Origin of the sequence: Novosphingobium sediminis, from assembly GCF_007991615.1 — a bacterium.
In the GTDB taxonomy this organism is placed as follows: Bacteria; Pseudomonadota; Alphaproteobacteria; order Sphingomonadales; family Sphingomonadaceae; genus Novosphingobium; species Novosphingobium sediminis.
Genome location: NZ_BJYR01000002.1, coordinates 153,978 through 168,221, shown reverse-complemented (window position 1 = coordinate 168,221; position 14,244 = coordinate 153,978). Strand labels below are relative to the sequence as shown.

The 14,244-nt window shown below is 64.8% G+C and carries 10 protein-coding genes; all 10 read left to right on the top strand.

Going from position 1 to position 14,244, the window contains the following annotated elements:
* Positions 1–89: 89 nt before the first annotated feature.
* The 10 genes from NSE01_RS01875 (at position 90) to glpK (ending at position 14,198) form a co-directional block, all read left to right on the top strand.
* Entirely contained in the window at positions 90–2,597 is a 2,508-nt protein-coding gene (locus tag NSE01_RS01875) for a GcvT family protein (protein ID WP_147157924.1), read from the top strand.
* A 4-nt stretch (positions 2,598–2,601) separates the two neighbouring features.
* Positions 2,602–3,840 carry an aromatic ring-hydroxylating oxygenase subunit alpha gene (locus NSE01_RS01870; protein WP_147157923.1) on the top strand — a complete coding sequence of 413 codons (1,239 nt, stop codon included), beginning with the start codon at positions 2,602–2,604 and terminating at the stop codon, positions 3,838–3,840.
* A gap of 5 nt (positions 3,841–3,845) precedes the next feature.
* Positions 3,846–5,099: a sarcosine oxidase subunit beta family protein gene (locus NSE01_RS01865; RefSeq protein ID WP_147157922.1), complete on the top strand. Its 1,254-nt coding sequence runs from the start codon at positions 3,846–3,848 to the stop codon at positions 5,097–5,099.
* A gap of 10 nt (positions 5,100–5,109) precedes the next feature.
* A complete protein-coding gene (locus NSE01_RS01860; RefSeq protein ID WP_147157921.1) occupies positions 5,110–5,382 on the top strand; it encodes a sarcosine oxidase subunit delta in 273 nt (90 codons plus the stop codon).
* The gene (locus NSE01_RS01855; RefSeq protein ID WP_147157920.1) at positions 5,379–8,243 is read left to right on the top strand and encodes a glycine cleavage T C-terminal barrel domain-containing protein; all 2,865 of its coding nucleotides are present in this window, start codon (positions 5,379–5,381) and stop codon (positions 8,241–8,243) included. Before NSE01_RS01860 ends, NSE01_RS01855 begins: the two co-directional genes overlap by 4 nt.
* The gene (locus NSE01_RS01850) at positions 8,236–8,766 is read left to right on the top strand and encodes a sarcosine oxidase subunit gamma (RefSeq protein WP_147157919.1); all 531 of its coding nucleotides are present in this window, start codon (positions 8,236–8,238) and stop codon (positions 8,764–8,766) included. Before NSE01_RS01855 ends, NSE01_RS01850 begins: the two co-directional genes overlap by 8 nt.
* On the top strand, positions 8,763–9,272 hold the full coding sequence (locus NSE01_RS01845) for a prolyl-tRNA synthetase associated domain-containing protein (protein ID WP_147157918.1): 510 nt from the start codon (positions 8,763–8,765) through the stop codon (positions 9,270–9,272). Before NSE01_RS01850 ends, NSE01_RS01845 begins: the two co-directional genes overlap by 4 nt.
* Positions 9,269–10,645 carry an L-serine ammonia-lyase gene (locus tag NSE01_RS01840; protein WP_147157917.1) on the top strand — a complete coding sequence of 459 codons (1,377 nt, stop codon included), beginning with the start codon at positions 9,269–9,271 and terminating at the stop codon, positions 10,643–10,645. The genes NSE01_RS01845 and NSE01_RS01840 overlap by 4 nt, the downstream gene beginning before the upstream one ends.
* A 205-nt stretch (positions 10,646–10,850) precedes the next feature.
* Positions 10,851–12,596, top strand: a complete 1,746-nt coding sequence (locus NSE01_RS01835) for an amidohydrolase (RefSeq protein ID WP_147157916.1) — start codon at positions 10,851–10,853, stop codon at positions 12,594–12,596.
* 117 nt (positions 12,597–12,713) lie between these two features.
* Positions 12,714–14,198: a glycerol kinase GlpK gene (glpK, locus tag NSE01_RS01830; protein ID WP_147157915.1), complete on the top strand. Its 1,485-nt coding sequence runs from the start codon at positions 12,714–12,716 to the stop codon at positions 14,196–14,198.
* Positions 14,199–14,244 lie beyond the last annotated feature (46 nt).

Here is a 14,244-nt window from a genome sequence, read left to right as displayed (position 1 = left end):
TTTGCGATGGCTGCAATGAGCGGTTCAGCCGCGCGCGCTTGGCTGGCATATCGGATGCCTGATATAAGAAATCGAAAGCCGAGGGCGAAATGAAGACGACAGCGCGGGTAGTGGTCATTGGCGGCGGTGTGGTGGGCGTGAGCACGCTCTATCACCTTGCCAAGCTCGGCTGGAGCGATTGCGTTCTCATCGAGCGCAAGGAGCTGACCTCGGGTTCGACATGGCACGCCGCAGGCCTGCTGCCGCTGTTCAACCTCTCGTACTCGGTGGGCAAGCTGCACCAGTACTCGGTCGATCTCTATCCCTCGCTTGAGGCCGAAACCGAGCTCAACGTCGGCTTCTCCAACGTTTCGAACATCCGCCTCGCCACCACGCGCGACCGTATGGACGAGTACAAGTACTACGCCGGAGTCGCGAAGACGATTGGCGTCGAAGTCAATTTCCTGACGCCCGACGAAGTGAAGGCGATCTGGCCGCTGGCCGAGATGCAGAACGTGCTCGGCGCGATCCAGCACCCGGCGGACGGCTACATCCAGCCGGCGGATCTCACGCAGGCGCTCGCCAAGGGTGCCCGTCAGCGCGGCGCCACGATCTATCGCAACACGACCGTGACCGACATCACCCAGAAGGCCAATGGCGAGTGGGTCGTCACGACCGATCAGGGCGAGATCACCTGCGAGCACGTCGTTTCCGCCACCGGCAGCTTCGCGCGCCAGACGGGTGCGATGGTCGGGCTTGATATCCCGGTCGTGCCGGTCGAGCACCAGTACATCGTTACGGAACAGCACCCGGCGATCATGGAGCGCCGCAAGCAGGGCCTGCCCGAAATGGGTGTGCTGCGAGAGAGCGACGCCAGCTGGTACATGCGTGAGGAAGCCGGCGGCCTGCTGCTCGGGCCCTACGAGATCGGCGCGCCCGCATGCTACGTGAAGGGCCCGGCGGCCAACAGCGAATACGAGCTGTTCCCCGACGCGCTTGAGCGTCTGGAGCCGTACATCCTCTCCGCCATCGAGCGCGTGCCCGCGTTCGGCGAAGTCGGCGTCAAGAAGGTCTACAACGGCGCGATTGCCTACACGCCCGATGGTTCGCCTATCGTCGGCCCGGCGTGGGACAAGAAGAACTTCTGGCTCAACGAAGGCCACTCGTTCGGCATCACCGCTGCAGGTGGCGCTGGCTGGCAGCTGGCGCAGTGGATCGTCGAGGGCGAGCCGAGCATCGACATGATGGGCGTCGATCCGCGCCGCTTCGGCGACTATGCGGGCGAAGGCTATCTCATCGAGAAGAACGAGGAAGCCTACGCCAAGGTCTTCACCGTCCACTACCCGGACGAAGAGCGCGAGGCCGCGCGCCCGCTCCGCCGCACGCCGTGCTACGACCGGATGAAGGCGCTAGGCGCCGTGTTCGGCAGCGTGTTTGGCTGGGAGCGCCCGAACTGGTTCGCGCCGGAAGGCTATGAGCTGACCGATGCCGATCTCGACCGTCCGGACGTTATCCTCAACCACAACCACCCCGATGTGCCCGGTGAGCCGATCCGCGAGAAGTGGTCGTTCCGCCGCTCGAACTACTTCGAGCATGTCGGCAACGAATGCCGCCACGTGACGCAGCATGTCGGCATTCAGGACATGTCGGCCTTCGCCAAGTGCATGATCTCTGGCCCCGGCGCGGAAGATTGGCTCAATGGCCTGCTGTCCAACGTGGTGCCCAAGAAGACCGGCCGCGTGACGTTGTCGTACCTGCTGACGGATATCGGCGGCGTGCGCGCCGAGTTCACCGTCTACAAGAAGGGGCCGCAGCAGTACTACCTCGTCTCGGCGGGTGCGTTGGAGCGCCATGACCAGGACTATCTGCTGAAAGCCCTGCCGACTGACGGCTCGGTGCGCTTTGAACGCCTGACGACTGCAATGGGCGTGCTGGTGGTTGCCGGTCCGAAGTCGCGCGATGTGCTGCAAAAGCTGACCCACGCCGATCTTTCGAACGGAGCGTTTCCGTGGCTGACCGGCCAGTCGGTTTCGCTCGGCACGGCCAAGGTCGATCTGCTGCGCGTGAACTTCATCGGCGAGCTGGGTTTTGAAATCCACCACCCGATCGAGATGCAGAACTACATCTTCGACAAGATCATGGCGGCGGGCGCAGAGTTCCAGATCAAGCCCTTCGGTATCCGCGCGATGACCGCGATGGCGATCGAAAAGAGCTACAAGCTGATCCCGCGCGAGCTTTCGATCGAATATGCGGCGCTCGAAAGCGGGCTCGACCGCTTCGTCAGCTTCAAGAAGCCGGCGTTCAAGGGCCGCGAGGGGCTGTTGGCGCGCAAGGAAGCGGGCCTGAAGTGGCAGTTCGTGACGCTCGAAGTCTTCGGCGTGACCGATGCCGATGCGCGCGGTTCGGAAGCGATCTTCCGTGATGGCGAGCTGGTTGGCCGCGCAACTTCGGGCGGCTATGGCTGGCGCTGCGGCAAGAGCCTCGCCCTCGCGATGGTCGGGCCGGAACACGCCGCTGTCGGCACTGAACTCGAGATCGTCATTCTGGGTGAGCCGCACCGCGCGGTCGTCATCCCGGATTCGCCCTTCGACCCGGACAACAACGCATTGCGGAGCTGATCCCATGATGCACTTTGACGCGATTGCCGAAAGCCTGAAGCAGGACAAGCCCGGCTTCACCCTCCCGCAGAAGCTCTATGTGAGCGAGGAGGCCTACAAATTTGACACCGAGGTGATGCTCAAGTCGGTGTGGCTTTACGCCTGCACGATTGCGCACGTGAAGAACCCGGGCGACCGCTTCCTGTTCGAGCTGGGCGATACTTCGGTGATCGTGACCCGCACCAAGGATGGCGAGATCAAGGCCTTCCACAACAGCTGCACCCATCGCGGCGCGAAGCTGTGTGACGGCGCGGGCAAGAGCGCGCGTCTGGTGTGCCCGTACCACCAGTGGACCTTCTCGCTCGACGGCAAGCTGCTTGCCGCGCGCAACATGCCGGAAGAGTTCGACAAAGCGGAGTTCGGCCTGCGCCCGGTCGCGCTGGAGAACATCGGCGGCCTGATCTTCCTCTGCCTTGCGGACAATCCGCCGCCGATCGACCGCGTGAAGGCCGATATCGAAGAGCAGATCGCGATCTACGACATGACCAAGCTGAAGGTCGCGGTGCAGGACGATCTGATCGAGCCCGCCAACTGGAAGCTCGTGATGGAAAACAACCGCGAGTGCTACCACTGCGACGCGAGCCATCCCGAACTGCTGAAGTCGCTTTCGACCTATGGCTTCGGCAAGGGGCTGCCCGAGGACGGCGAGGGCGACGTCGTCGATGACGCGGCGTTCGATGCCATGCTCGAAGCGCAGCGCCAGCGCTGGGAAGACCTGGGTTTCTACCACGACATCGTCGAGTTCCCTGACAACTGGTGGCACCGCGTGGCCCGCCTGCCGCTGGCAAACGGCGCGGTTTCGCAGACGCTTGACGGCAAGCCCGCCTCGCAGAAGCCGATCTGGCCGCATGGCCTCAATGAGACGACCAGCCTTTCGGTGTGGACGCAGCCCAATTCGTGGCACCACTTCTGCTGCGATCACGTGGTGACGTTCTCGCTCACCCCGCTGGGACCGGAGAAGACGCTGCTGCGCACCACCTGGCTTGTGCACGAAGATGCAGTTGAAGGCGTTGATTACGATCCCGCAAACCTCGCGGCGGTGTGGCGCGCCACGAACGCGCAAGACAGCCATCTCTCGGCGGTCAACCACGCCGGCATCAAGGGCGATGGCTATCGCCCGGGCATGTATTCGGTCGAGGAGAAGCTGGTGGACGCGTTCAAGGCCTTCTACGTCGAGCGCAGCCGCGCTGCTCTGGGGGTCTGAGCCAGATGAAGCGGTTTTCCGGTTTCAACCTGATCGGCGAGGCGTTTCGCAGCCATCAGGGCTGGCCCGAGCACTGGCCCGACAAGGCGCCCAAGGCGAGCTATGATGCGATCATCGTCGGCGCTGGCGGGCACGGGCTTGGTGCGGCGTACTACCTTGCCAAGAAGTACGGCATCACCAACGTTGCCGTGATCGAGAAGGGCTGGCTGGGCGGCGGCAACACCGGGCGCAACACCACGATTATCCGCTCGAACTACCTCTACGACGAGAGCGCGCATCTTTACGATCACGCGGTGAAGCTTTGGGACGGGCTGAGCCAGGATCTCAACTACAACATCATGTATTCGAAGCGCGGCGTGCTGATGCTCGCGCACAACGTGCATGATGTGCAAAGCTTCAAGCGGCACATTCACGCCAATCGCTTGAACGGCGTCGACAACGAATGGCTGACGCCTGAAGAGTGCAAGGCCTATTGCCCGCCGATCGACATTTCCCCGCGCACGCGCCATCCGGTGCTGGGCGGCGCGTTGCAGCGGCGCGGCGGCACGGCGCGGCATGACAGTGTGGCCTGGGGTTATGCGCGTGCAGCCTCTGCGCTGGGCGTTGATATCATCCAGAACTGCGCGGTGACGGGCATCCGGCGCGGCGCGGACGGTGCCATCGAAGGCGTCGAGACCGAGCGCGGCTTCATTGCCTCGCGCCGGGTCGGCGTTTCGGCTGCCGGCAGCACCTCGCTCGTCATGAAGATGGCGGGCCTCGATTTCCCGCTGGAGAGCTACCCGCTGCAGGCGCTGGTATCGGAGCCGGTGAAGCCGATCTTCCCCTGCGTCGTCATGTCGAACACGGTCCATGCCTACATGAGCCAGTCCGACAAGGGCGAGCTGGTGATCGGCGCGGGCACCGACCAGTACACCAGCTATTCGCAGCGCGGTGCGTTCCATATCGTTGAGCACACGCTGGCCGCGATCTGCGAGATCTTCCCGATCTTCACGCGGATGCGGATGCTGCGCACCTGGGGCGGGATCGTCGATGTGACACCGGACCGTTCGCCGATCCTCGGCAAGACACCGGTCAAGGGGCTCTACGTCAATTGCGGTTGGGGCACCGGCGGCTTCAAGGCGACCCCGGGTGCGGGCGACTTGCTCGCCTACACGATGGCACACGACGAGCCGCACAAGATCAACGCGCCCTACAATCTCGACCGGTTCCGCAACGGACGGCTGATCGACGAAGCGGCTGCGGCCGCTGTCGCGCACTGAGGCACAAGCCATGATTCTGATTCATTGCCCTTATTGCGAAGAGGCGCGCCCCGAGGTGGAGTTCGCCTATGGCGGCGAGGCGCATATAGCGCGTCCGGTGGACCCTTCGACCTATTCGGACGAGCAGTGGGAGGAATTCCTCTACATCCGCAACAATCCGCGCGGGCGGCACCATGAACGGTGGCGGCACACGCACGGATGCGGGCGCTTCTTCAATGCAGTTCGGGATACGGTGACCGACGTTTTCGAGACAACCTACAAGGCCGGGGAGGCCCGCAAGTGAGCGGCTTCAGACTGGCGGATGGCGGCCGCATCGACCGCCGCACCAAGCGCAATTTCACGTTCGATGGCAAGGCCCAGTGGGGTTATGCCGGGGACAGCCTTGCCTCCGCACTTCTTGCGCAAGGCCAGATGCTGTTCGGGCGCTCGTTCAAGTATCACCGCCCGCGCGGCATCCTCGGTGCTGGTGTGGAAGAGCCCAACGCGCTGGTGACGGTCGATCGCGGGCCTGGCCGCATCACGCCCAACTTGCGTGCGCCTTCGGTGGCGCTGCACGATGGGCTGACTGCGACGAGCCAAAACCGTTTCCCGACGCTCAAGACCGACCTGATCGCGGTCAACAACGTGTTCTCCGCGTTCTTCCCGGCGGGTTTCTACAACAAGACCTTCATGTGGCCGCGCGCTGCATGGGAGAAGGTCTATGAGCCGATCATCCGGCGTCTTGCTGGCCTTGGCGACAGCCCGACGACGCGCGATCCCGATCACTATGACGCGACCTATGCGCATTGCGAGACGCTGGTTGTCGGCGCCGGGCCTGCGGGTATTGCAGCGGCGCTCGAAGCGGCAGCGGGCGGCGGACGGGTCATCCTGATCGACGAACAGGAAGAAATCGGCGGCGGCGCGCTCAGTGATCCCGCGCAGTGGCCGTGGCTTGAAGAGGCCTCTGCCAAGCTGGCTGCGATGGACAATGTGACGGTGCTGCCGCGCACGACAGCAATCGGCCACTATCACCAGAACTTCGTTGTGGCAGCAGAGCGCCTGACCGATCACCTATCGGTGGATGAGGCCGAAGGCGCGCGCGAGAAGCTTTGGCGTATCCGTGCAGGCGAAGTCGTGCTCGCGATGGGCGCGATCGAGCGCCCCCTGGTGTTCGAAGGCAATGATGTGCCCGGCGTAATGCTGGCGAGCGCGGCGAAGACCTTTGCGCTGCGTTATGGCGTGGCGGTTGGTCGCAAGCTGGTCGTCATGGCGGTGCATGACAGCGGGTGGCGCGATGCGCTCGCGCTGCACAAGGCGGGCGTCAACATTGCGGCTATCGTCGATATGCGGCGCGATGTGGCGTCCGAACTGATCGAAGGCGCGCGTGCCGCACGGATTGCGTGCTATCAGGGCTATGCCGTGACGGGCGTTTCCGGCGGGCAGGCGGTGAAGGGCGTGACCATCGCGCTGGCCGGTGTCGGCAAGGGCCAGAAGATCGATTGCGATGCCGTGCTGATGGCTGGCGGATGGACCCCGACGGTGCACCTGTGGAGCCACGCCAAGGGTTCGCTGCGCTGGGATGAAGCCTGGGGCGCATTCGTGCCGGACAAGACGCACGAAGACCTGCGCTGCGTTGGCGCTTGCGGTGGCGCCTGGGACTACGGCAAGGGCCTCTCGGGCGGACTGCTGCCCGCGCCCAAACCGCTTCATGACAGCAAGGCCTTCGTCGATTTCCAGAACGACGTGAAGGCGCGCGATATCGGCCTTGCGGTGCAGGAAGGCTTCCGTTCGATCGAGCACATCAAGCGCTACACCACCAATGGCATGGCGACCGATCAGGGCAAGACTTCGAACCTCAACGGCCTCCAGATCGCCTCGGGAGTGCTGCACCGGCCGGTGACCGAGATCGGCCTGACCACGTTCCGTCCGCCCTATACGCCGCAGAGCTTTGGCGCGATCCTAGGCCACCACAAGGAAGCGCTGTTTCAGCCGCTTCGCAAGTCGGTGATCGACGATTGGGCGGCGGCGCAGGGTGCGGTTTATGAAAACGTCGCGCAGTGGCGCCGCGCGCGCTATTTCCCGCAAGGGTCCGAGGACATGGACGCGGCGGTTGCACGCGAGTGCCGCACCGTGCGTTCGGCGGTCGGCGTGTTCGATGCCTCCACGCTCGGCAAGATCGAAGTGGTGGGGCCGGATGCGGCGGAATTCCTCAACCGCATGTACACGAACCCGTGGAAGTCGCTCGAGCCGGGACGCTGCCGCTACGGCCTGCTGCTGGGCGAGCACGGCTTCATCATCGACGACGGTGTTTCGGCGCGGCTTGCGCCCGACCGGTTCCACCTGACGACGACGACCGGCGGCGCTGCGCGCGTGCTGAACATGATGGAGGACTACCTCCAGACCGAGTGGTCGGACCTCGACGTCTGGCTGACGAGCACGACCGAGCAATGGGCGGTGATCGCGGTACAGGGCCCCAAGGCGCGGCGCGTGATCGAACCGCTGGTGGAGGGCATCGACCTTTCGCCCGAGGCCTTCCCCCACATGTCCGTGCGCGAAGGCAAGATTTGCGGCGTCGATACACGGTTGTTCCGCGTGAGCTTCACCGGCGAACTGGGCTTCGAAGTCAACGTGCCGGCAGAACATGGCCGTGCCGTTTGGGAAGCGATCTGGGCCGAAGGGCAGAAGCACGGCGCGGTGGCCTATGGCACCGAGACGATGCATGTGCTGCGTGCGGAGAAGGGCTTCATCATCGTCGGGCAGGATACCGATGGCACGGTGACGCCGGACGATGCCGGTCTTGGCTGGGCGGTTGGCAAGAAGAAGCCCGATTTCGTCGGCAAGCGCTCGCTGGCGCGGCCCGACATCGTGGCGCCGGGCCGCAAGCAGCTGGTGGGGCTGCTTACTGATGATCCGCAGGCGGTGCTGGAGGAAGGCGCGCAGATCGTGGCCGATCCGAACCAGCCCGTGCCGATGACGATGATCGGGCACGTGACGTCCTCGTATCACAGCGCGACGCTGGGCCGCTCCATCGCGATGGCGCTGGTGGCGGGCGGGCGCGACCGGATGGGCGAGACGCTGCACATTCCGATGCCTGACAGGACGATCAGCGCGAAGGTCGTCGCACCGATGTTCTACGATGCCGAAGGGAGCCGCCTGAATGGTTGAGATCGCAGAAATCGCGGTTTCGGCAGCGGAGCTGAAGCTCGGCACGGAGCCGGTGCAGGGTGCCGGGGTGCGGCTTTCGCATGCTGGCCCGCGGTCGCGCTATTCGCTGCGGGCGCGCGATGCCAAGGTCCTCGCCGAAGTGGTTGGACGCACGCTTCCCGGCAAGATCGGCGATCAGGCCGAAGGCGTGATCTGCCTTGGCCCGGACGAATGGTATGCCATCCTTGCCGAAGATACGGTGCTGCCGCGTGGTGAAGGGCTGCCCGTCAGTGTGACCGACGTATCATCGCGCGCACTCGGACTGGTGCTTGAAGGGCCGGCCGCGCTGGCCGTGCTTTCCAGCGGATGCCCGCTCGATCTGGCCAATATGGGCGTGGGCCGCGCGACGCGGACCGTGTTCGAGACGGTCGAAATCGTGGTCTGGCGCGAGGCGGAAGATCGCTGGCACGTAGAAGTGTGGCGCAGCTTTGCAACATGGCTGTGGAACGCCTTCCTTGCCGCGATGCCGGGTGCACACGGATGAGCGACACGGCGCTGAAGGAGGCCTTGGCCGCGCTGGGCATCGGTTGGTCGATCCTCGAGCATGAGGCGGTCTATACGGTCGAGGAAAGCCTTGCGATCCACGATGCATTGCCGGGCGCGCATACCAAGAACCTGTTTCTGAAGGATGCCGGAGGCCAGTTCTGGCTGGTGACCGTGGAGCATTCCCGCCGCGTTGACCTCAAGGCACTGGCAGGCGTGATCGGCGCGAAGAAGCTGAGTTTCGGCAAGGCCGAGGATATGGAGCGCCTGCTGGGTGTGACGCCGGGTTCGGTGACCCCGCTGGCTGCGCTCAATGATACCGGCGGCGCGGTGCGCGTGGTGCTCGATCCCGATCTTGCGGCGGCGGATGCGGTTCATGTTCACCCGCTGCGCAACACAGCGACGATTGGCCTTTCGGGTGCAGACCTGATCCGCGCACTGGGTGCCTGGGGCCATGACCCGCTCATCGCGGCGATCCCCGAACGCGCGCCTGCCTTGCCGGCATGACCGTCTCGACCTTCGAACTGTTCAAGATTGGCGTCGGGCCATCGAGCTCGCATACCGTGGGCCCGATGGTCGCCGCGCGGCGGTTTGGCCTGCTCCTCGAAGAGCGCGGGCTGTTGGCGCAGACCCTGCGCCTCGAGGTCGATCTCTATGGCTCACTGGCGCTGACGGGGAAGGGGCACGCCTCCGATACGGCGGTGCTGCTTGGCCTGATGGGCGAGACACCCGCCGAAGTCGATATCGATGCTGCACCGGGCAGGATCGCTGCGGTGCATGAGACCGGCACGATCGATCTGCTCGGCAAGCAGCGGGTACAGTTCGCGCCAGCCGACGACCTCCATTTCCATCAGCGCGAGCGGCAACCGTTCCACTCCAATGCGATGGCGATTTCCGCTTTCGGGGCGGGCGATGCGTTGCTGCTGCGGCGGTTCTACTATTCGGTCGGCGGCGGTTTCGTGCTCGATGAGGAAGAGGCTGGCCGCAATGCGCCTGCGGGCGATACGGCGCCGGTGCCCTATCCGTTCACGACCGGGGACGAGCTTATCAAGATGGCGGGGGAAGCGGGCCTCTCCATTGCCGAACTGATGCTGCAGAACGAAACGGCGCTTCGGCCCCTGAACGAAGTGCAGCAGGGCCTCGACCACATTGCCGAGACGATGGCGGCCTGTATCGACCGCGGCACCTCGCAAGGCGGCGTCCTGCCCGGTGGCCTCAGGGTCAAACGCCGGGCGCAAGGGATCGCTGCGGAACTCGTGTCGCGCCAACAGGCGGCGCTCAGTGATCCGCTGGTGGTGCTCGATTGGATCAACCTCTGGGCCATGGCGGTCAACGAGGAAAACGCTGCGGGCGGGCGCGTCGTCACGGCGCCGACCAATGGCGCTGCGGGCATCATCCCGGCTGTCCTGCGCTACTACGAGCGGTGCTATCGCGGCGACGTTGCGGGGCGGCGCGTGTTTCTGCTGACGGCGGCGGCGATCGGCGCGCTCTACAAGCGCAATGCCTCGATTTCCGGCGCGGAAGTGGGCTGCCAAGGCGAAGTAGGCGTGGCCTGCTCCATGGCGGCGGCCGGGCTAACAGCGGCATTGGGCGGCACCAACGCGCAGATCGAGAACGCGGCCGAGATCGGCATGGAGCACAATCTGGGGCTCACCTGCGATCCGGTCGGAGGCCTGGTGCAGATACCCTGCATCGAACGTAACGCAATGGGCGCGGTCAAGGCCATCGACGCCTCGCGCCTCGCGCTGCTGGGCGACGGTGAACACATGGTCAGCCTCGACAAGGTGATCGAGACGATGCGCCAGACCGGTTTCGACATGCGCGACAAGTACAAGGAAACTTCGCAGGGCGGGCTCGCGGTCAACGTGGTGGAGTGCTGAGGGGGCGCCTCTCGGAATACGGCCCAAACCCGCTCATGCTGAGCCTGTCGAAGGATCTTGCACCACGGTCGCGCCAACATCCTTCGACAAGCTCAGGATGAGCGGGGTCAGGATTTGAATGCCTGAAGGGATTCGACAGCCTACGATCCCCTTGATACGATCTAGGACAAGTGTTCGGGGTTGTTCTGGTTCGGGGGGTATCGGCATGGCGAATTCGCGGCGCATCGGGCTTTGGAGCGGACTGGTTGCAGCGTCCCTCGCGCTTCCGGCAGGGCCAGCGAACGCCAAGGAAGCGGTCGATCTGATCCTCCATCACGGTCAGGTCATCACCGTCGACCGCGCATTCACCCTGAAAACCGCCGTTGCCGTGAAGGGTGACCGGATCGTCGCGGTTGGCGGTGAGGAACTGCTGGAGGCGTATTCCGCGCCCAAGGTGATCGATCTTGCCGGCAAGACGCTGATGCCGGGCTTCATCGATACGCACGTGCATCCCAAGCCCGTTTCGCCCAACGACATCGCGGTGGAGGAGGCGAAGAGCATCGCCGAAGTGCAGGCCATGCTGCGGACCAAAGCGAAGGAACTGGGGCCGGGCAAGTGGATCACCGGTTATGGCTGGCAGGAATCGAACTTTACCGAGAAGCGCAATCTCAGCCGCGCGGATCTCGATGCCGCCGCGCCGAACAACCCGGTAGCGCTGCTGCGCGCGGGTTCGCATTCGGCGGCCTACAACACGGCCGCGTTCAAGATTGCCAAAGTGGACAAGTCCACACCCGAGCCTGCGACCGGCCTGATCGAGCGGGGGCCGGACGGCGAGCCCAGCGGGATCATCCGCGAACGCATGGATGTCGTTTCGAAGTTCATTCCCGATCCGGGCTGGGACGCCATGCGCGGGCCGACGATCACCTGGCTCAAGCAGATGCTGGCGCTCGGCATCACCAGTTTCCACGACGCCAGCGGCACCATCGACGATGAGCCGGTGGGCAAGGGCGGGACTGACAGCAAGGACCTCGACCCGCTGTGGGGCGCCTCCAACATGACATGGAAGCGCGCGCGCGAAGTCTACGCCGCGATGGGTGACCAGCTGCCGCGCATCACGATGTACATCATCCACCCCGGCGCGGAGCGGCTCAAGGCGTTCCCCTACCACACCGGCTACGGCGATAACCGGCTGCGCCTCGGCGCTATCGGCGAGAACGCGGTGGACGGCGGGTTCACAGGGCCAACGGCGTGGCTGCTGGCGGATTACAAGGGCCAGCCCGGTTTTCGCGGCAAGGGGCGCTTCACAGATGCCGAACTGCAGGAGCTGGTCGACAGCGCCGCGAAGCTGGGCTGGCAGATGGGGCTGCATGCCATCGGTGATGCGGCCATCGTCCAGACGATCAACGCTTATCACAACGCGCTGAACAGCATTCCCGACCCGGCGCACGAACCGAATGACCGGCGCTGGTTCACCGATCACTTCACGATCATGCCGCCCGACGCGACCATGGCGCTCATGGCGCAGGATCACGTGATGATCTCGCAGCAGCCCAATTTCCTCTACAATCTCGATGATCGCTATGCCGCGCTGCTCGATGATTGGCGGCTTGCGCACAACAATGCGATCAGCACGCCGGTCTACAAGTTCGGGCTGTTCATGGCCTTTGCCAGCGATAACCTGCCGATCGGGCCGCTGGTCGGGCTCTATGCCGCAACAACGCGAAAGGGGCCGAGCGGAGTGGCGCGTGGGCCGGAGGAAGCGGTCAACCGCGCCGAGGCGATCCGGATGTACACGGCAAACGGGGCCTACCTCTCGTGGGAGGAGAACGAGAAGGGCACGCTGGAGCCGGGCAAACTCGCAGACATGATCGTGCTGCCGTTCGACCCGCTGACCGCGCCGGAGCAGACGTTCCTCACCGGCAAGGTGGACATGACCTTCGTCGGCGGGAAGCTGGTCTACCAGCGCAAGTAGCGCACGCCGCAGGGGCGCGATCTCAAAATTCTATGGGCTGGATGCAAAGGGTGCTTCCGGTGCCGCTCCGGCTTGGATAGGCAGGGCCCAACGGCCGAGCGCCACGAGAGGAGACCCATGCAGCCCCCCTACATTCTTGCCATCGATCAGGGCACCACGTCGAGCCGCTGCATCGTGTTCGATGCCGCGGCCAAGCCTGTTGCCGTGGCGCAGCGCGAATTTCCCCAGCATTACCCGGCGTCAGGCTGGGTTGAGCATGATCTCGAGGACATTTGGCAGGATGTCGTCACCGTGCTGCGCGAGGCGGTCGGCAAGGCGGGAATCGATGTGGCGGACATTGCCGCCATCGGCATCACCAACCAGCGCGAGACAGTCTCGGTGTGGGACCGCGCGACCGGCAAGCCGATCCACCGCGCCATCGTGTGGCAGGACCGCCGCACCGCCGATACCTGCGCGCGGCTCAAGGCTGATGGTGCAGAACCGCTGTTTGCCGCGAAAACCGGGCTGCTGCTCGATCCCTATTTCTCGGGCACCAAGCTTGCGTGGATTCTCGACGAGGTGGCGGGCGCCCGTGCGGCGGCAGACCGGGGCGAACTCGCCTTCGGGACGATCGACTGCTTCCTCCTCTCGCGGCTGACGCGCGGCAAGGTTCACGCCACCGATCCGACCAATGCCTCGCGCACGCTCATGTTCGATATCGGAGCGCAGGCCTGGGACGAGGAATTGCTGCGCCTGCTGCGCGTGCCCGCCTCGGTCCTGCCCGAGGTGAAGGACAATTCGCACCTCTTCGGCGAATGCGACCCGGCGATCCTCGGTCGCGCGATCCCGATTGCCGGCATGGCGGGGGATCAGCAGGCCGCGCTGTTCGGGCAGGCCTGCTTCCGCCCGGGTATGACCAAGTCGACCTACGGCACCGGCGCCTTCGCGCTGATGAACATCGGCAGCAAGCCGATCCCGTCGAAGAAGCGCATGTTGACGACGGTGGGTTACCGGCTGAACGGCGAGACGACATACGCGCTGGAAGGCGCGATCTTCGTGGCGGGCGCGGCGGTGAAGTGGCTGCGCGATGGCCTCAAGATCATCACCCATGCCTCGGACACGCACGACATGGCGGTGCGCGTGCCGGACAACCACGGCGTCTACATGGTGCCGGCCTTCGTTGGGCTTGGCGCGCCGCATTGGAACCCCGATGCGCGCGGGCTGATCTGCGGGCTGACGCTTGATTCCACGCAGGCGCATGTTGCGCGCGCTGCGCTGGAATCGGTGGCCTACCAGACGCTCGATCTCATCAACGCGATGAAGGAGGATGCCAACCCCGGCGACGCGGCGCTCAGGATCGATGGAGGTATGGCGGCCAACGATTGGCTCGGCCAGTTCCTTTCCGACGTGCTGGTCGCGCCCGTCGAGCGCCCGGTAAGCGTGGAGACGACCGCGCTGGGTGCGGCGTTCCTTGCCGGGCTTGCGACGGGGGTGTGGAGCGATCTCGCTGCACTCGAGGCAACCTGGGCCGCGGACAAGCGCTTCGAGCCGAAGATGAGCGCGGCGCTGCGCGGCGAACTGGTTGCCGGGTGGCACAAGGCAGTGGATCGGGCGCTGCTGTAATCCCGGATCACCAAGGCTTCGTCATTCCCGCGCAGGCGGGGATGAC

Coding starts and splice junctions, on each gene's coding strand:
- NSE01_RS01845 (WP_147157918.1), top strand. CDS start 8,763: ATGAGCGACACGGCGCTGAAGGAGGCCTTGGCCGCGCTGGGCATCGGT.
- glpK (WP_147157915.1), top strand. CDS start 12,714: ATGCAGCCCCCCTACATTCTTGCCATCGATCAGGGCACCACGTCGAGC.
- NSE01_RS01870 (WP_147157923.1), top strand. CDS start 2,602: ATGATGCACTTTGACGCGATTGCCGAAAGCCTGAAGCAGGACAAGCCC.
- NSE01_RS01835 (WP_147157916.1), top strand. CDS start 10,851: ATGGCGAATTCGCGGCGCATCGGGCTTTGGAGCGGACTGGTTGCAGCG.
- NSE01_RS01865 (WP_147157922.1), top strand. CDS start 3,846: ATGAAGCGGTTTTCCGGTTTCAACCTGATCGGCGAGGCGTTTCGCAGC.
- NSE01_RS01860 (WP_147157921.1), top strand. CDS start 5,110: ATGATTCTGATTCATTGCCCTTATTGCGAAGAGGCGCGCCCCGAGGTG.
- NSE01_RS01875 (WP_147157924.1), top strand. CDS start 90: ATGAAGACGACAGCGCGGGTAGTGGTCATTGGCGGCGGTGTGGTGGGC.
- NSE01_RS01840 (WP_147157917.1), top strand. CDS start 9,269: ATGACCGTCTCGACCTTCGAACTGTTCAAGATTGGCGTCGGGCCATCG.
- NSE01_RS01850 (WP_147157919.1), top strand. CDS start 8,236: ATGGTTGAGATCGCAGAAATCGCGGTTTCGGCAGCGGAGCTGAAGCTC.